Genomic DNA, 18,999 nt, shown 5'->3' with positions numbered 1-18,999 from the left:
AACTATAAGTTAACTCGTTGGATGCTGGTAGATTTTATTTTTACAGTTTATTTTTTTTGAATCAACTACATCCAGCGAGTTTCTAAAAAATTATAGAGAAACACACATTAAAACTTTACACCAAACCATCTATAACCTTAAATATTTAAGAACTAATGTCTAAAAAAGCATCTAATTTCAGGTTTATATTAAAAACATCCATTGCGGCATTTGGTACTTATTTTTGTATGTATGCTTTCCGCAAACCCTTTACCGTAGCCACATTTGACCACATGGCTTTCTGGGGAATTGACTATAAAATCTTGTTGATTTTGGCTCAGGTTTTAGGATATACACTTTCTAAATTTTTAGGAATCAAGATCATATCTGAGCTAAAATCGGCTAAGAGAATTTTATATTTAATAAGCTTTATTGTCATTTCAGAGTTGGCTTTACTGGGTTTTGCATTAGTGCCGGCGCCTTACAATATTTTGTTTTTATTCATAAACGGATTGCCTTTAGGAATGATCTGGGGAATCGTTTTCTCGTATATCGAAGGGAGAAAAACTACCGAATTATTAGGCGTTATTCTTTGTTCAAGTTTTATAGTTTCCTCTGGAGCTGCAAAATCTGTTGGGGTATTTGTCTTGAAGGTTTTGGGATGCAATGAGTTTTGGATGCCTTTTGTTTCGGGATTAATTTTTATAATTCCCCTAATTGTATTTTCATTGTTTTTGGAGAAAATCCCAAATCCTGATAGCGAAGATTTAGCCTTAAAATCAAAAAGAAAACCACTTAGTAAAAAAGAGCGCGTTTCACTTTTTCAACAATTTGCTTTTCCATTAACCATAATTATTGTTTTTTACGCCATGCTTACGGCAATGCGCGAATTCAGAGATAATTTTGCCAGAGAATTGTGGGATTCATTAGGCTATAAAGAAAGTATCTCGGTTTATATGTATTCAGAAATTCCTATTGCGATATTAGTTCTGGTTATTTTAGGATTTTTAGGAAGCATGAAAAACAATTATAAAGCTTTCAAAAATTATCATTTAATATTACTAATTGGATCGCTGCTTATTGGAATAACAACTTTTATGTTTCAAAAGCATTTGATGTCTGCACTTCCGTGGATGACAATCTCTGGATTTGGTATGTACATCTGTTATATTCCGTTTAACGGTTTGTTTTTTGACCGAATGATTGCCACGTATAAAATTGACGGAAACACCGGATTTTTAATCTACATCGCCGATGCTTTTGGATATTTAGGAAGCGTTCTGGTTTTGTTTTTCAAAAATTTTGGAGACAAGAATATTTCGCTATTGAGCTTTTTTACCACTTGTATCTATCTGTTATCCTTTGTTGGGATAATCACCACTATAATGTCTTTTAATTATTTTAAAAGGAAATTTAAAAAAAAATCAAAAATTACCACAACACCTTTATACACTTGAAATAAAGAAAAGAAATAAAATTAGAATAAAAACAAATTACACAAACACAAACACATGAAAGAGAAATATGATTTAATAATTGTTGGGTCAGGAGTTTTAGGTACATTTCATGCCTATCACGCCTTGCAAAAAGGAATGTCAGTTGCTATTTTAGAAAAAAACAGCAAACCCGAAGGCGCAACAGTTCGAAATTTTGGGCAGGTTGTACCATCAGGAATGGACAGAAAATGGCAAAATTTCGGGAAAGAAAGTTTAAAGATTTACAAAGATATCCAGTCGCAGTTTGATATTAGTATTCGTCAAAACGGAACGGTTTATTTGGCTTCAAACCAAGAAGAAATGCAATTGATCGAAGAGTTGCACCAAATAAATATAACAAATGATTACCAATCAAATTTGCTGACAAAAGAGCAATGTCTGGCAAAATACGCCGGATTACGCTCTGATTATTGTACAGGAGGATTATTTTTTGCGCAAGAAGTAACCGTTGAACCTTCGACTATGATTCATAAATTACATCAATATATGACCGCAAATTTAGGTCTTGATTTATTTATGAATACAACCATTGTAAATACTCAAAACAGAAACGATGGGGTAGTAGCAACAACTTCAGGGGGCTTAGAATACAAAGCTTCAAAAATGATTATTTGCAACGGAAGCGATTTCAAAATTCTGTATCCTGAAATTTACAATAACAGCGATTTGGTTGTTTCTAAATTACAAATGCTGCAAACCAAACCTCAGCATAATTATAAATTAGACGGTTCTATTCTAACGGGTTTAACCATTAGAAGATACGAATCTTTTGAAGAATGTAAATCGTACCCAGCAATTAAAGCCAAAGAAAATCCAGATAGTTTTGAGAAAAAATATGGCGTTCACATCTTATTCAAACAAGCTTTGGACGGATCCATAATTCTGGGGGATTCACACGAATATGCTCCTGCAAAAGATATCGATTCTCTGGGATTTGATTTGAATATGGATATCGACAATTTTATGATTGAAGAAGCCAAAAAGATAATCGATCTACCAACTTATGAAATTCAGAACAGATGGTTTGGAATGTATTCGCAATGCAAAACCAAAGATATTTTTGAACATACCGTTGGCGAGAACATTCACATTATAACTGGAATTGGAGGCAAAGGAATGACCGGAAGCGCAGGATTTGCAAAACACAATATCGATAAGATTTTTAATGCTTAAATTTAAATAAAAATACTAAACCATTAAGAGATTAAGAAAAATGAAGTTTCGCTTCTTACTATAACTTAATTCCTTAATGGTAAAAAAAACAAACACACACAAAATGAAAATCAATGAAATTGAAATGGTCGTTTTTGATATGGCCGGAACAACCATAAACGAACAAAATATAGTTTACAAATCTTTACATAAATCCATCAATAAATTCGGAATAGATGTTTCTCTTGAATTAGTGCTTTCTTTGGGAGCTGGAAAAGAAAAACATCAGGCGATAAAAGATATTTTAAAACACATCAATATTACAGATTCCAATAAATCTCAGGAGATATTCGAATATTTCAAAGAAACATTAGACGAGGAATATCTTACGGCAAAAGTTTTACCAATAGAAGGAATTGAAAATGTGTTTCAAAACCTTAAAAAAGACGGCGTAAAAGTAGTTTTAAATACAGGTTATAGCAGCCATGTTGCCAACACTTTATTAGAAAAATTAGATTGGAAAAAAAACAATCAATTCGATGCTTTAATCACGGCCGATGATGTAGCATTAGGACGTCCATTTCCGGATATGATACACAAAGCAATGGAGTTATTCGGAATCAATGACGCATCAAAAGTACTAAAAGCAGGAGATTCGGCAATAGATATTGAAGAAGGAAAAAATGCCAAATGTGGTATTACAGTTGGCGTATTATCAGGAGCACAAACCAGATCACAACTCGAAGAAGCAAAACCGGATTATATTCTGGATTCACTTGCTTCATTATATAGTATTGAGAATTAATTTTTTTTCGCCACGAATTTACTTCGTCTGTTTGCTATCGCTCGGGTCACGAATGAACACGAACTAATTAGTGAAAATTAGTGGAATTACTCCGTCTATTCACTATCGCTCGAGTCGTGGCAAGCATTTTTAATCTGTGTGAAAAAATTAAGCATATAATAATAAGCTAATTAGTTAAAATAAAATCCCTGCAGGAAATAGTTTTACAAGTAAATAAATAGTAATCCATAAAACAATTCAACCCAATGAAAAAGATTTTTAGATTAAGTTACGTTACAATTCTTGCGAGTGTACTTTTAGTCACTTCTTGTACCAATGAACCAACGCTTGCCAGCGATGAGAGTTCAGTAAATGCAAAAACTATTTCAAAAACTGGTAAATCTACCCTGAGCAGTGGAACTAAAAAACTGCTTATTATAGGTATCGATGGCTGTCGCGCAGATGCTTTAATGGGAGCCAATACACCAAATGTTCATGCATTGCTTCCTAATTCGGTTTATAGTTTGGATGCTTTAACCGAAGCGCCAACCTGGAGCGGAAACGGCTGGTCGACAATGCTTAGCGGTGTAACGCATTTAAAACATGGCGTTACGGACAATTCTTTTTCAAGTCCAAATTTTGGAACTTATCCAAGTTTTTTAAAACGTCTTGAAACGTATAATACCGCTTTAAGAACAATGTCAATTGTGCATTGGGCTCCAATCAATACATACATTGTAGATGGTATTGATCTGGAGAAAACATTAACAACAGATTTAGCCGTTAAAAATGAAGTGGTTACAGCACTGACAAATGACAATCCTGATGCTTTATTTTTACATTTTGACGATGTTGATCACGCCGGTCACAGTTACGGATTCTCGCTAAGTGTACCGCAATACAAATCTTCAATAGAAATTACAGACGGTTATATTGGGGAAATCTTAACGGCTTTAAAAAATAGACCCAATTATGCCAATGAAGATTGGTTGGTGATTGTAGCGCCAGATCATGGTGGAATTGTAACTGGTTCTACAGGATCTCACGGAGGTTCATCTTATGAGGAAAGAAATATTTTTACAATCTTCAATAATAAGAATTTCACTTCAACTAAAATCGAAAAACCTGTTGATCCTACAACTTCGATTACAGGTAAATTCGCCACTTTTAATTCCAATAGTATTTATGCTTCGACCAATAATGCACTTTACAATTTTGGAAGTTCAAGTTTTACGGTAGAATGTAGAATAAAAACCTTTGGTTATTCAAGTGATCCATCAATAGTCTCAAACAAAAACTGGGTAAGTGGTAAAAATCGCGGATTTGTAATTTGTGCCAACACAGGAGGAACTTGGAAAGTAAATATTGGCGATACTCAAAATCGTGTGGATATTTCCGGAGGTACAATCAATGACGGGAAATGGCATCATTTAACTATGGTGGTTGATCGTACAGCAAAATTGGTTAAAACCTATCAAGATGGTGCTTTTGTGGGACAAGCGGTAATTGTAAACTCTTTTGGAAGTTTAACTTCCGGATTGCCTTTTGCTGTTGGACAGGACGGAACTCTAACGTATGGCGCCAATGTAAACGGAAATATTGCAGAGGTTCGTGTTTGGAATAAAGCATTGTCCGAAGCTTCGATTCTTAATTATACCTGTTCATCGGTTACAAGTTCTCATCCTGATTATGCCAATCTTATTGGATATTGGAAAGGGGATAACGGTTTAGGAAATTCGTTTACAGATTCAAGCGCTCAACAAATTGCTCTTACTTTTCCTAACATACCTACATGGACCACAAGTACAGCTACTTTAAAATGTGGAACTGCAAGTGGAGTGGTTCCTAAAATGGTAGATATCGCATATTCTTCACTGCAATGGTTTGGTGTACCAATCAATTCTGGTTGGTTGCTAGACGGTCGCTCTTGGCTTCCTGCAGGAAATTAAAACGTTTGTGTTTTTTGTTTTTAAAAGGTTATCTCCGTTTTTGGAGGTAGCCTTTTTTGATTTAACCGCAAAGTTCTCTGTGAATTTTTGCTCGCAAAGTCGCGAAGTCGCAAAGTTTTTTTTCGCAATATTGTCATCCTGACGCAAGGAAGGATCACACTAGAAACTCCGCAAAGATTAGCATAAACTTTAAAATTAAAACTTTGCGACTTCGCGTCTTTGCGAGATTATAAAAAAGCGGTAAAATATTAACTATTACTTTCAGAATAGAAGTAAAGAACCAACATCATACAATTTTCTGTGGTTCTGTTTTCTGGTACGTGTGGATGTCTTCCGTTGAAACATAACGAATCACCTTCGTTTACAATAACCTCAACATCATCAATAATATAAGTTACGCTTCCTTTAATGATAAATTTGAATTCCCACGCATCTGTAATGACTTTCTCGCGTTTACAATTGGGCTCAACGTCAAGGATTACAGCTTCAAAACCAATAGAATTTATGCTTTTGCTGAAGATATGATAGTAATTAAAACCGGTAGTTTCGGCCCTGTCTTCTTTTTCTATTTTTTGGTAATCTTCTTTTTTAATATGAATGTATTTGGCATTTTTGGTATTTTCAACGCCTTCAAAAAAGTAACTTACATCAGTATTTAAAGATTGTATTAGTTCAATTAAAACCGGTAAGGATGGAATTGTTCTTCCATTTTCTATTCTGGAAATAAGGCCATTACTAACACCCGCCATATTGGCAACCTCGTGAATGGTCAGCGAATTTTTCTTTCTAATTTCTTTTAATCTTTTTCCGATACCAATTAAAAAATCTTCCATAATAAAAACTTCGGTTTAAATGGTAAATATATACAATTAGCACTGAAATTTTTTAAGATATTCAAAGAAGAAAATTTTTATAGTTAATTCACTTTTACACTTCGCCCTTTGACTTTTTTAATAAGATGAAGAGAATCTTTTATTAAAGTTTTTATTTCTATAGAAGGTAATGTTTTACGGGCTTCGTACATATTTTGTCTTATGCCGTCGATATTCATTTTTGCGGTAAGCAAATCAGTTTCAAAAGCTTTCAGGATGTGGTTTTCTATATTTAAATTCTTTTTGTAATAATGAATTGCATTATGAAGATCTTCGATTTGTCCTGTGAAATCTAAGATTGCTTTTTTTGATACAGCTCTGCTATAATAAATGGAAAATTCCAGCGGATTCATTTCTATTGCTTTGTCAAAATCTTCAATTGCATTGTAATGATAATCCAGTTTTTGAAGACAATTGCCTCTTACGATATATACTCCATTATCAAATCCTAAATTGATGGCGTTGTCCAGATGCAATAATGCGTCCTTAAATTTATTGGACAAGTAGAGCTGTTTTCCTTTCTCTAAATGAGCAGAACCTACATCCGATTTTGATTTTGAAAATCGTTGTTTTAAACCTTCTAGTATTGAATTGAAAAACCATTTCATATTTTCTCGATTTTGATTGATCAGATAAATTGGAGCATAAATAATTCATTAGAAGTGGGACATTAAAATTAGGTTAATTTTTTGAAAAACAACTAATTATGTTTTTGTTTTAATCAATGAATTTTGCCTTTTCGATTCCATTTTAAGTTTTTTTTCAATGTTTTAGCGGTATTCGAAGGCATTTGTTCTTTTAGTTTTTTCTATTTAAAAGAAAAGAGTGTTTTGTAATTATAAAAATTGCTTTACAGAAATCCGTAAAAAGAATACAATTTACCTGAATTAGTGTTCCTGTGGAATTTAGAAATTTGAATTAAAAAGAAAGCCAATGATTATAAAAAATGTAATGTCTTTTATAATCATTGGTTTTTAAACTAGAGCGTTTTTTATCTAATTTTCTATCTCAACGTGCGTAATATATTTTCGCTTAAATAAATTGCTTAGAAAAACACAAAACCTACTATATCTTTCTGATAAAAAAAGTATTACAGCATTTATTGTAAAAAAGAATACTCCAGATATAATAAGCACTGAAAAAGTTAGGAGGGCGGTAATGATTCCGATTGTTATGAATAGGTGTTTCATTGTTGTGGTATTTAAAGATTGTTCTTCTATTTTTACTCCTGTACTGGTTCCATAATTTAGAAGTAACTCTTATCGAATCCAGAATCAAAAGAGAAAATGTCTTTGTATGAACATACTTATTTATAAAAATTGAAAATATAGCTTATTAAATGATTTGCTCTGTCTGGTCTAATTTGGGGGATTTTCATCTAATTCGATCTTTAAGTGTTTCTAAAATAATGTTTCTAAGGCAAATGTTTTCTTTACAGCAGTTTTTAAACTGCTCTCCCTTGACTAACTATGTTAGGCTTGTCAAAACTTCGCTTTCCTCAGACTTAATCTCATAACGTAGTTCACATGTTATGTCTCCTACGCTATGAGGGAGTATATTTATTGTTAGATCTACCCCGTCCTTTGGGGTAGACCTAATTTAATTGGTTTTATTTTCATTAGTGTTTGTTATTTTTTTTTAATTAAGGGTAAACTTCAATAGTAAGCGATCCAAACGCTATATAACCATCTGTTAAAATACCAGCAAGGGTTGATGAGTATAAGCTAATTGTATTATTTGTAGTGCTATTAAGAGCAATGACCGCATTAGCCGCGCCATTGGTATATGTACAATGAACCTTTCCACTGGTAAATGCCCCCGATAAAGTACCCGTGTAAGTACCTGACGATGATCGTGTCCATACTATTGACCCAATTGAATTTTCAAGTACAGTAAATGTTGGTATGCCTGTACCTGATTGATTCATATTTATTAACTTGTACCTCTTAACACCGTTAATCCTTCCAGCAATATAAGTGTCTGTTGTTTGAGCATTTCCGATAACTGTAGTATTAGATCCTTTACCTACGGCGTTTGTTCCTATTATTATTTGATTGGTTTGTCCACTGCTTAGCGGTATTGTTCCAGCACCTATAAAAATAGAATCATTGCAAACGGTATTAGGAAAAGTAGCTCCACCAGTTGCATAAGCTCCAGAATTAATTCCGATCATAACATTTTGACTTCCAGTTGTATTGTTAGATAAACTTTGAGCACCTACCATAACGTTACCGAAACCACTAGTTGTTAAGCCTCCAGCATTAGAACCGATACCAGTATTTAAAGAACCTGTAACACTTCTTAATGCGTTTCCACCTATTCCCGTATTTTCAAGACCTGTAACTACGGCACTTAAAGTATTGTACCCTATTGCTGTGTTTATTATTCCAGTGGTTAAACTAGCTAAAGCATCTACACCAAAGCCACTATTAAAAGTATTACTCGTTGCAGTTGTTGATCTTAAAGCTCTTTCTCCAAATGATGTGTTTGACATTGCTCCAGACTTTCCGTTATTCCATACCGTTAGGTCAGTATTATTTGATTTAAGGTGTGGAATTGAAGCCGAATTTGCTAAAACAAAGGCTGTTGTTGCAATTTGAGTTGTATTTGTTCCTGCAGCGGCAGTTGGTGCAGTTGGTGTTCCTGTAAAGGGAGGACTTACCAAGTCGGCCTTTAAATCTATTTGTGATTTAATTACGACTTGGTTTGCAATTGTTGCTGGAGATGCAGTAATTGTTCCGTTAACTTGTAATTTTCCAAGAGAATTATCAGTAATTGAATTTATTAAAACACTACCATTTGCCTCTATTCTCATTTTCTCAGATCTTGCTGTTGCTCCAGTTGAAGTTGTCGAAAAATCAATATAAGTTCCTTTGCTTGTTGATGTGAAATTTTCTTTTGAAAGGCATCTGATCGCAGCAACATTAGTAGACATAGTGGTTCCATCCCAACCAGCTCCATAGAGTCCGGTTAAAACCATATTTGATAAAACTCCTGTGGGCAGGGCTTTAGTCCCTGCGTATCTTTTTCCTTGAATATTTGCACCATAACTAACATCGTCATTATACATAGCCAAACACAAAGGATCAATAGCACCTTCACTGGCAATATTTACAACTGCATCAGTTAATGTTGTTCCTATAAGAAGTTTTTTGGTTGAATTATTCCAAACAAAATTAGTATCACTGGTTTGTGATTTGGTACCATTCCAAAAAGAAACTTGACCAGGCGTCCCAGTTCCGGTAACTGCATTTGCGCTACTATTAGCAAGTACAAAAGCGGTAGTTGCTAATTGAGTTGTATTTGTTCCTACTGTAGCTGTTGGAGCTACTGGAATACCCGTCAGGTTAGGGGAATCTGTTGTCAATTTACCATTAAAATCAAAAGCAGTATTAACAATACCATTCTTTGCGAATGCTAGTAGAGCCCCAGTACTTGTGTTACTCGAATTTAATAAAAGGCCAAATCCTCCACCCGCATCTGTGTTAACTCTTATTCCGTTGCTATTACCCGATGGATTTACAATTAAACCTGTACTAGTATTAGGCGTATCTATATATATTCCTGCGCCAGTTCCTGTACTACTAGTATTGTTTATATAAATACCTCTTCCGCTGCTAGTGTTGGTTACACTTAATACCTGACTTGTTCCACTACCGTTATTAGTTAAAGATACTCCTGTAGTTAAAGTTGTTCCACTATTAGTGGCGGAGAATAACCCATTTTGATCTATTTTAGTTGTAAGAACACCATTTTTTCTAAATTGCATCAAATCACCAGTAGATGCAGTTTGAGAATTTATATATATAGCCGTACCTGTACTGCCATTGTCAATTGAATAACCTAATCCAGTAGATCCATTATTAACATAAGAACCAGTCCCTGTACCATTATTTGCAATAACTAAACTTGATCCTGTTGAGCCATTAGTTAGTAAAACACCTCTTCCTGCTCCTGTATTATTGACATTTAACACCTGAGTAGAAGCATCTGCTGAATTGGTTAAATCAATACCAATAGTACTAGTAGTTCCTGAGTTGGTTGCTATGAATTTACTGTTTTGATCGAATCTTGCAAAAACAACATTGTTTTTTCTAAAATGTAATAAATCCCCTGTAGAGGCTGTATCAGAATTTAAATAAAGTAAGTTTCCAGTCGAGGCATTGTTTAAATAAATTCCAATACCGTTGCCATTATTATTAACAAATATTCCTTGACCTGCAGCTGTGTTGTTTGCATAATAACCGTGACCAGTACCTGTATTAGTCAATAAAATACCTCTTCCAATATTGTTATTTGTAATTACTATTGAAGATGATAATGTATCGGTACCGTTATTGGTAAGATTTAAACCATTTATATTTGTAGCGCCACTATTAGTTGAAGATTTTATACCAGTAAAGTTTTCGTTAGTACTTCTATGAAGAATGCTAGAATCTGATAAAATTTCACTTTTTACAAAAGCAGTTGTTGCCAGTTGAGTAGTATTGGTTCCTGTCGCTGCAGTTGGTGCCGTTGGAACACCTGTTAAGAGTGGTGACAACAAATCGGCTTTGGAGTTTAAAGCTGTTTGCGTAGCTGTTGAAATTGGTTTATTCAGGTCGGTGGTGTTATCAACATTTGTAAGACCTACGGCGGTCTTATCCAGTGTTTGCCAGGTTTTATCCCCACGGAAATATTGGGTATTAGTTCCGGTTACGATATTGGCTTGTTTTGAATTCCAAGTTGTTTTTTCTGCATCAGTGACAAATCGGTTGCTACTATCTTGAATAATAATTCCCGGTGGATGATTTGCAGGATGAGTGTAATTAGACAATGTTCCAAGTCGGGTAATCTCAGTATCTGATAACAAACTTTTGCCTGTAACTTTGTCTACTTTATTGTTTTGCAATTGTTTCCCCATTTCGGACGTTAAAGCTTTTGTAGCTCCGCCGGTGGTGAGATCATTTACTAAAAGGGTATTTAAAGAATTTTGTACTACTTCAATGGCATCAACTAGCTCCTGAAGCGTATTTAAATTTACATTATCCGAAGCAAGTAATGCATTGATGTTATCAATTAAATCTTTTAAGACTTTTCCTTGTCGGGCATCTAGTGCTTTTCCTTGTAAATTGTAATCTAGTGCATTGTAACTGTCGATTTTAATATCATTGATATTAGTAAATTCTAGTTCACCATTTTGGTTAGTGGTTAATATCCTGTCTGGCTGATTTTGTTCGAGATCAGCTACTTTTATTCTGTTGTGATTTAAACTCATTTTATATTTTTATAGAATTATTAATTTTACTTCAGATATAATTTATTATGTTTGATTTTGTATAACTACCAGGTTTTCCTACCTAATGCGTTTTCAAATGTGTCAATTATAGAATGAAATGTTATTACCTCGGAATCTGATAATCCTTGATGTATAGCTGTGAATTGAATTCTTTGATTTGAATATCTATTATTACCATTACATACACCAATATATAAATTCAAATTTGGTACTGTACCTGTGACAGTACTTGTAGCCTGCCCTAATAAGGTTGCATTTCGATATGATTTTAGTAAACTATTACTTGTTTTACTTTGTGTAAAAATACCTCTAGCTTCATTTACACCTGATGTATAAACATTATGATTTGATATATAAGCCTGTCGATAATAGTTGGTGTTATCCGATTTAACTGATTGTCGAATTATATCAATTGCATTGACTTGGCAACCGAGTTCTTGAACATCAGTATTTGCTGGAACATTATTGGTTCCCGAAACAACTGTTGTTCCAACATCTGTAGGTGAACAAACAGTTCTGGGAATTAAAAAAGTATTTGCAAAACTGTTAGTTCCATTTGTTTGGTATCCGTTAATAGAGTGAGTGCCTCCACCACTAAATGCTAATCGAAAAGCGGCATTAGTATCTATTGGATTTTTCAGGTTAAATTTTTGATTAATTTGTGTGCTACCTATAAACGGATAAGCTGCCTGTATTTTATTCCAAAGATTATTTACTTTTAATGAAACCACTAAATTGTTTATAATATCTGCGTAATTGTAATTCTGAGAGGCATTTACGAAATTTTCAGCATCTATATCTAAATTTATATTGCCAGTTGTAACATTTATACTAGCGCTTAAAACAGATTTGTTATAAAAATTATCGACCGTTATTAAATTGATATTGTAATTGGTATTTTTAGTTAACCCTATAACCATATCTCCACTATTTTTTATCTCTTGCTTATAAAGGCCATTTACATATACTTCGTAGAAATCTATGCCGTTAATTGAATCTGCAGGGGTGAAACTGAGTTGAATTGTTGTATTATAAATAGCTATTGCAGATAAATTTGTAATGCTACTTGGTTTAGAGGAATTAGTAACATATGATACTGTATTTCCTGTTGCTAAATATGCCAGATCTCCTTCAACTCCTCCTGAATTTATGGTTTGTAATATTGGATTTGCCCAGATTTTACCTGAATTTAGATTTCCAGATCTAAAAACATTTTCATTCATAACTGTATTACCAATTCTTGTTACGGATGGAATATATAATTTCTTTAAAAGATTTTTAGGTCTTCCACTAGGATAAAGATTTTGATCAAAAGCAGCTATTGAAATGTAAGTAGCATTTGGAAAATAACCTTCTATCAGTCCAGTATTATAAAATCCTTGATAACCAATTCCGGAAACAATTCCAGTTGGATCTCTATAATAAGTAACTTGACTAACATCTGAATGATTAAATCCTTTTACCTCGTAAGTTCCACCTGTGATTGCACATTCAATATCATTATCCACAACTCGAAAAAGTTTGATTCTATTAGCGGCAATTCCTAATTTAGCTGCAAGTAGGGCAGGTGTATTTATAGTGGGGCCAACACCACCAATATAAGTGTTTACTTTGTAATTTGATCGTCCAAAAACGGTATTCTGTAATAAGCTTCCCATAATTAAACACCTAATAATAAAACGCTGTTTGTAGAACCTCTTTTGGTAAGAGTGAAAATTTGCTTTTCACTTGTTGCTGCCGGAGTACCAAATAACCAGGTATGGGGCGATGTAATTACCCAGGTAATGGTAACTCCAGGTAATGTAATACCGTTAAAAATAAAGCCTGCAAGCAAAGAAGCAGGAACAGTTAAGCTGCAGCTAGTTGTAAACAATACTGTTTTTCCGTGCCAGGAATTTGAAATAACCTGGCTGGTTCCGATTTCAATTTGATTTGAAATATCTTGTTTATTTGATAGATCAATATTCCCGTTACCGACAATTGATTCTCCGTTAATTGTTTTAAAATCTAAAAACGATGTTAGGTCATTAAACTCCAATTGACCAAGTTCATTAGTAATCAGGGTTTTGTTTGGTTCGTTAGTTTCTAAATCAGAAACCTTTATTCTGTTATGATCAATGCTCATTTTATATTTTTTAAAAGGGATTATTATTTGGTTTACTTGCTAATTGTTGAGCATTTATTAAGGAATGTAATTGATTATTATTTCTTGGGTAGAGATTAAACATTATAAATCACCCATGACTACTAACTTTGATAGCATCTATATTTTGATGAATACTTAATATTAAATTTATTTTTATTGCGCCAAAAAATAAATTATAACCAGTTTAATTGATTGAATATGATTAGGATATTGACATCTTAAAAAAGAATCAACTGTTAATTATTGTTACTCGATTTTGGAGTGTATTTTACAGATACTAGAGAAAGATCTATTTCAATCAAAGGGGTTAAGGTTGGTTTTACTTTTTTACAAATACCCGTTTATGAAATTATTTTCTTTCCCTAAAACTGAATTTAGGGAAAGAAAATAATTTTCCAAGAATATGCTCTGTATTGTAAAGATTAGTCACAACACGAGTCATATTTTTAATTATATACTCTTATTTCTACTCTGTATGTATCATTCGCTTCAATTGGTGATCCGGAAGTATTAGTTGTTCTTATTGCAATATTATTAAGATCTACAACTTGTCCAACAGCAGGAACTTGAGTTCCACTTGCTGTATATTTGGTAACTAAAACATCAGTTTTAGAATTTGTAAATGCTCCAGCTAGTGTTCCATAATACATTCCTAGTGAGTTTCTTGACCAAGCAATTGATCCTATGGTGTTTTCAATAGTTGGGCCTACAGTTGGACTTTGACTGAGATTAACTAAACCTACATAAGATTTATAAGGTCTTGAATTTGCTGCCACAAAAGCGGTTGTTGCAATTTGAGTTGTATTTGTGCCTGTAGCTGCAGTTGGTGCAGTAGGAATACCTGTTAGTGTAGCTTTCCCAGTATAACTATTTGCAACAATATCTCCAAGTTTGTTAACTGTAAAAGTATTTGCTCCAACACTTTGTCCAACAAATGCTAATCCTGTACCACCACCATCTACATTAGAAACTATACCATTTCCTGATCCTAAAACAGAAGAATATATTGATATCCCTGTACTTCCAGTAGTATTACTTGCAAATATTCCAGGACCATTAGAAGAAGTTGTTATTGAAAACCCCCTTCCTGATGATGTATTATATATTTGAAGTCCAATTCCATTGGCAGAATTATTGATGAGCATTCCACTTCCTGTATTAGATTGACTTATTCCAATTCCTGCTGGGCCAGCACCAGCACCTAAAGGGGTTCCTACTCCTCCTCCTTGATTGTATATTAGTAACCCAAATCCTGTTTGAGTAACTCTTGAAACCAAAGATGCACTATCGCCAGTCCCACCATTTGTTAATAAAATACCATTTGTTTGAGTAGTTCCATTATTTATAGAACTTTTAATTCCTGACCAAGACTCATTTCCTGTAACATGTATCGCTGTTGGAGTAGTAGGTAAATCAGCAGTACCGCCCAAATCCCCCGCTAATTTTATTTTTCCTTTTAGTGTTGTAGTTGCATCAGGAGTTATGCTGCTATTTGCTAATACAAAAGCAGTTGTAGCGACCTGTGTGGTATTAGTACCAGCAGCAGCAGTAGGAGCAGTTGGTATTCCTGTTAAGTTTGCGCCTCCAGTATAAGAAGTACCCACGATATCTCCAGTTCTATTAACTGTAAATGTATTAACGCCTGCATTTTTACCTACAAATAAGAAACCTGTTGATGAAGACATACCATTAACAGAGATAGCGTCCCCTGATCCGGCACTATTAATGACTTGAAGACCAGTTCCGTTATTAGAGTTATTTATGAAACCTCCAGAACCAGATGAGGAGTTGTTAATATTTAAAGCTTGTCCTATTCCAGTATTTGCCATTGCAATTCCAGCACCATTGGAAGTATTAATTGATGAAATACTATTACCATTTGTGGAATTATTAAGTTCAATACTATTACCTCCTAAGGTATTATTTGCAACAATTGAAGCATATCCTGAAGTAGTTTTAATGAAATTTTTAACACCAGAAATAGATTGGTCAGTACTAGTAAGAACAATACCCGATAAATTTGAAGTAGATGCTTGAACAAAAGCAGTTGTAGCTAATTGTGTTGTATTTGTTCCAATTGCTGCAGTTGGAGCTGTTGGTACACCTGTTAATACTGGCGACAATAAATCTGCTTTTGAGTTCCATTTTACTTTCTCGACATCCGTTACAAATCGATTATTAAGATCCTGTAGAATAATTCCTGGCGGATGATTAGCGGGATGAGTATAATTAGACAATGTTGCAAGTCGTGCGATTTCAGTATCCGAAAGCAGATTTTTACCGACAACTTTATCAACTTTATTGTTTTGCAATTGTTTTCCCATCTCAGCTGTTAAAGCTTTTGTAGTGCCGCCAGTTGTAAGATCATTTACTAAGAGACTACTTAGAGAATTCTGTACCAATTCAATAGCGTCTACTAACTTTTGAAGCGTGTTTAGATTAAGATTGTCAGAAGCTAGTAATATATTGATGTTATCAATTAAATCTTTTAAGACTTTTCCTTGTCTGGCATCTAATGATTTACCCGCATCAGTGTAGTCAAGTGCATTATAACTGTCGATTTTAATATTGTTAATCTCACGAAACTCCAATTGACCAAGATCATTAGTAATCAGGATTTTATTTGGTTGGTTAGTTTCTAAATCAGAAACTTTTATTCTGTTATGATCGATACTCATTTTATATTTTTTATGATTTAATACTGTTTTTAGATTTAGTTTAGAAACTAATTTAGAAAACCCAAATTCTGCATTAGGTTAAACTGTAAGAGAAAAAAGAGACTCAATTGTTAATACAGCCATGCTTTTTGTTTCTGGTTTAAAAATTTCTAATGCTGAATTTGGGCAGAACCTTGATGATGTTTAAAACGAATTTATTTAGCTCATTCTATAATCAAAAGTTAAATTATCAATCGATTGGTTGTTTGAAATTGTGTGTCAAAATTCCGTTTGCAAAATAGGTATGAAACGGATTCAATGTCAATGGATAAATCGTTCTCTCTTCTAAATTAATAGTGACAGAAGTAACCGGTATAATTTCACTGTCGATTGTATATAAATTGTCTCCAGTTAGAATATCTCCCAGAGGAATAAATTTCCAAAAACCATCTCGTTGAATCAATTGCAGATGAGTAGGAGTAGCCTCGAATAATCCATCATTAATAACAATTGTTTTGTTGGTAATCTTTTTCGATATTTTGGTTATAGGCGATATAATTCTACTCTCTGATAAGTATGCCGAAGACCATTTATAAAGTTCACTTGCATTATTGGTATCAATTAATGTTTCAATTTCAGCAGAAAGCAGCATTTGATCCAATTGTAATTCTTCGATTGCTTTTTTTGAACCATCTGGCAATGTTATTAATGTGCCTTCAACAAAGCAGCCACCTGCACCACCTCCGCCACCAGTAGGGGGGATGTAAGTAAGCTCGCATGTTCCGGAGGTATTTGCTACGCTTTGTACAGTTGCGGCTAACCATGCATCAGCTTGTGCATTAGCATCAGCTTGACTTACAGTCGAAAAAAATTGATTTGGCAAAGAGGTCAGTGTAACAGTGCTTCCACTATATCCGCTTGCACAATTATTTCTTTTTGCACTTAATTTTTTCTCTACACTATAATATCTTGTACTTGGAGCACAAGTGGCAGTATCTAAAACCGGCGCAATATAATCAGGATCAGTAACTACATTTGGTTTTGGGTCTAATCCTGTAGGAGTTCCGTCGTCTATATAGTACAACTCCAGATTAGCGAATGATTTATATCCTGTATTTCCCATATTTTAATTTTTTAGTAATTAATTACGATTTTTCCTGTACCCGAATCTTTGATGTAGGTTATATATCCCAGGTTAGTTACAGATTCAATGTTTTTATATAAATTGGTACCTTGAACTGGTACTCTTTTAGAGAAATTCTTTTGATCCACCAGAATCCCGTCAATATTAATCATATCATATCCGGATTTTTCCATTCTACCACCGCGATAAGTTATTATTTCTACATCAATATTTCCGGTGCCTAATTTTCTATACCATGAACCGGCCATTCTTACCTGAACTGTATTTAGAGCAGGATAATCTGCTGTTATTTTACTAAAATTTACAAGGCAGCTTTCTACACCATTAGCTTGTGTATTGTCACCAGCCCACATAACATAGGAGTTCTCGGCTATAGCATCTTTAGGAATTTCATTGTTAAACCCATGATTCCATCCCATCCATTTATTGTCCAGAGCAGTTCCTGAATTTATAATTCCGGTATAAGTGTCAAAATCTTCTCCGGCTCCCAGTGCCCATCTGTATCTAATAACCATATAATTAAAAGGCGATAATTCAGTTGTTGGCTCAACCACACAAGAAGGGTTTATTCCTCTCCAGGCTGTAACTCTGCAGGAACCCATATTGTTTGCATAGGCCTGTACGTTTGCAGAGAGCCATGCATCTGCTTTTGCATTTGCATCTGCGACACTTTCATTCGATACAAACTGATTTGCATTGGCATTAAGGGTGACGGAAGTTCCCATGACTCCGGCAGCGCAATCATTTTTCGCCACAGTCAATGACTTGGCTATATTGTAATATTCCATACTTTGTTTATAATTGATTATAATTTGTCTCAACTTAGAGAAGGATTGCTTTAAGCAAACAACTAAGTTTGATGAGGTAAAATCTTTGTCGTTTTTATCCGATTTTTTGATTTCACCTGTAGTACTATTAATTTATTTTCTTGCTGTAAAACTGAATTTTACAAAGAGCAATGCTAGTTTATTACTTATAAAACCAATCGATAAGGCAAGCCATATACTTGGTTCTATTTTTAAGACCAGATTTAAGAATCTAAAAAAAGTTAAAGCGATAAAAAAGCCAATAGTTAAATTAAGTAAATTGTCCTGAAACAGGAAAGACCAGGACCAGCGATAGGGAGTGTTGTCACTGTATTTGTGCTTGATTTTTGCACGAATTACAATAGCTGTAAATGCCCCGATAAAGGTTAATAGGAACCACGCCAAATAGGCTGATAAATTTGTGGTTCCTAATAACTGTTCTAAAATTGTTTTCGAGAATTTATTATTCTTCTTTTTTTACGATTTCGCCTGTTTCAATGTTTACGCGAATATCTCCGTGCTCCTCTTTGATTGCTTTTTCCAGTTCATTGAAGTTTTGCTGCTGAACAGCAATCTGACTCAAAATATCAGCTTTCTGAAATTCATATTGAATCGACAATTCTCCCAATGATAATCTGGCTTTATCCATGAAGGCATTAAAATCTTGTAACTTCTTTAATTGTTCTGCATTGATTGCTTTTACTTCTTCTTTTTTGATTTCTTGCGTTTTCATTTT

Annotated in this window: 13 protein-coding genes; 4 read left to right on the top strand and 9 right to left on the bottom strand. The window is 33.9% G+C overall.

Features of this window, described 5'->3' with window-relative positions; translation table 11 throughout:
- Positions 1-155: 155 nt before the first annotated feature.
- The 4 genes from LPB88_RS12200 to LPB88_RS12185 all read left to right on the top strand — a co-directional run bounded on the left by LPB88_RS12200 (position 156) and on the right by LPB88_RS12185 (position 5,360).
- A complete protein-coding gene (locus LPB88_RS12200; protein WP_230715907.1) occupies positions 156-1,436 on the top strand; it encodes a DUF5690 family protein in 1,281 nt (426 codons plus the stop codon).
- A 54-nt stretch (positions 1,437-1,490) separates the two neighbouring features.
- Positions 1,491-2,648, top strand: a complete 1,158-nt coding sequence (locus LPB88_RS12195; protein WP_230715905.1) for a TIGR03364 family FAD-dependent oxidoreductase — start codon at positions 1,491-1,493, stop codon at positions 2,646-2,648.
- A gap of 103 nt (positions 2,649-2,751) precedes the next feature.
- Complete coding sequence (locus tag LPB88_RS12190; protein WP_230715903.1) at positions 2,752-3,432, top strand: phosphonatase-like hydrolase; 681 nt, start codon at positions 2,752-2,754, stop codon at positions 3,430-3,432.
- 245 nt (positions 3,433-3,677) lie between these two features.
- A complete protein-coding gene (locus tag LPB88_RS12185) occupies positions 3,678-5,360 on the top strand; it encodes a DUF4983 domain-containing protein (RefSeq protein ID WP_230715901.1) in 1,683 nt (560 codons plus the stop codon).
- 248 nt (positions 5,361-5,608) lie between these two features.
- Here the strand turns inward: LPB88_RS12185 and LPB88_RS12180 are convergent, their stop codons facing one another.
- From LPB88_RS12180 to LPB88_RS12140, 9 genes are all read right to left on the bottom strand, one after another.
- Positions 5,609-6,193, bottom strand: coding sequence for a helix-turn-helix domain-containing protein (locus tag LPB88_RS12180; RefSeq protein WP_230715899.1), 585 nt, complete (start codon positions 6,191-6,193; stop codon positions 5,609-5,611).
- Positions 6,194-6,276: 83 nt separating this feature from the next.
- Positions 6,277-6,840, bottom strand: a complete 564-nt coding sequence (locus LPB88_RS12175; RefSeq protein WP_230715898.1) for a tetratricopeptide repeat protein — start codon at positions 6,838-6,840, stop codon at positions 6,277-6,279.
- A gap of 1,034 nt (positions 6,841-7,874) precedes the next feature.
- Positions 7,875-11,489, bottom strand: coding sequence for a hypothetical protein (locus LPB88_RS12170; RefSeq protein WP_230715895.1), 3,615 nt, complete (start codon positions 11,487-11,489; stop codon positions 7,875-7,877).
- Between the two features lie 65 nt (positions 11,490-11,554).
- Positions 11,555-13,168 carry a fibronectin type III domain-containing protein gene (locus tag LPB88_RS12165; RefSeq protein ID WP_230715893.1) on the bottom strand — a complete coding sequence of 538 codons (1,614 nt, stop codon included), beginning with the start codon at positions 13,166-13,168 and terminating at the stop codon, positions 11,555-11,557.
- Between the two features lie 2 nt (positions 13,169-13,170).
- A complete protein-coding gene (locus LPB88_RS12160; RefSeq protein ID WP_230715891.1) occupies positions 13,171-13,635 on the bottom strand; it encodes a hypothetical protein in 465 nt (154 codons plus the stop codon).
- A gap of 467 nt (positions 13,636-14,102) precedes the next feature.
- Entirely contained in the window at positions 14,103-16,334 is a 2,232-nt protein-coding gene (locus tag LPB88_RS12155) for a hypothetical protein (RefSeq protein WP_230715889.1), read from the bottom strand.
- A 229-nt stretch (positions 16,335-16,563) separates the two neighbouring features.
- Complete coding sequence (locus LPB88_RS12150) at positions 16,564-17,436, bottom strand: Hint domain-containing protein (RefSeq protein WP_230715887.1); 873 nt, start codon at positions 17,434-17,436, stop codon at positions 16,564-16,566.
- 11 nt (positions 17,437-17,447) lie between these two features.
- Entirely contained in the window at positions 17,448-18,245 is a 798-nt protein-coding gene (locus LPB88_RS12145) for a DUF5977 domain-containing protein (protein ID WP_230715885.1), read from the bottom strand.
- A 481-nt stretch (positions 18,246-18,726) separates the two neighbouring features.
- Positions 18,727-18,996, bottom strand: a complete 270-nt coding sequence (locus tag LPB88_RS12140) for a hypothetical protein (RefSeq protein ID WP_230715883.1) — start codon at positions 18,994-18,996, stop codon at positions 18,727-18,729.
- Between the last annotated feature and the right edge of the window lie 3 nt (positions 18,997-18,999).

Source organism: Flavobacterium sp. JAS (assembly GCF_020991455.1).
Taxonomy (GTDB): Bacteria; Bacteroidota; Bacteroidia; order Flavobacteriales; family Flavobacteriaceae; genus Flavobacterium.
Note: the sequence above shows the minus strand (reverse complement) of the source record. Positions and strands in the feature narration are given on the sequence as shown.

Bases quoted from the DNA above. Each gene is read 5' to 3' on its own strand.
- LPB88_RS12175 (WP_230715898.1), bottom strand. From the start codon at position 6,840: ATGAAATGGTTTTTCAATTCAATACTAGAAGGTTTAAAACAACGATTT.
- LPB88_RS12180 (WP_230715899.1), bottom strand. From the start codon at position 6,193: ATGGAAGATTTTTTAATTGGTATCGGAAAAAGATTAAAAGAAATTAGA.
- LPB88_RS12140 (WP_230715883.1), bottom strand. From the start codon at position 18,996: ATGAAAACGCAAGAAATCAAAAAAGAAGAAGTAAAAGCAATCAATGCA.
- LPB88_RS12150 (WP_230715887.1), bottom strand. From the start codon at position 17,436: ATGGGAAATACAGGATATAAATCATTCGCTAATCTGGAGTTGTACTAT.
- LPB88_RS12145 (WP_230715885.1), bottom strand. From the start codon at position 18,245: ATGGAATATTACAATATAGCCAAGTCATTGACTGTGGCGAAAAATGAT.
- LPB88_RS12200 (WP_230715907.1), top strand. From the start codon at position 156: ATGTCTAAAAAAGCATCTAATTTCAGGTTTATATTAAAAACATCCATT.
- LPB88_RS12160 (WP_230715891.1), bottom strand. From the start codon at position 13,635: ATGAGCATTGATCATAACAGAATAAAGGTTTCTGATTTAGAAACTAAC.
- LPB88_RS12170 (WP_230715895.1), bottom strand. From the start codon at position 11,489: ATGAGTTTAAATCACAACAGAATAAAAGTAGCTGATCTCGAACAAAAT.
- LPB88_RS12155 (WP_230715889.1), bottom strand. From the start codon at position 16,334: ATGAGTATCGATCATAACAGAATAAAAGTTTCTGATTTAGAAACTAAC.
- LPB88_RS12195 (WP_230715905.1), top strand. From the start codon at position 1,491: ATGAAAGAGAAATATGATTTAATAATTGTTGGGTCAGGAGTTTTAGGT.
- LPB88_RS12185 (WP_230715901.1), top strand. From the start codon at position 3,678: ATGAAAAAGATTTTTAGATTAAGTTACGTTACAATTCTTGCGAGTGTA.
- LPB88_RS12190 (WP_230715903.1), top strand. From the start codon at position 2,752: ATGAAAATCAATGAAATTGAAATGGTCGTTTTTGATATGGCCGGAACA.
- LPB88_RS12165 (WP_230715893.1), bottom strand. From the start codon at position 13,168: ATGGGAAGCTTATTACAGAATACCGTTTTTGGACGATCAAATTACAAA.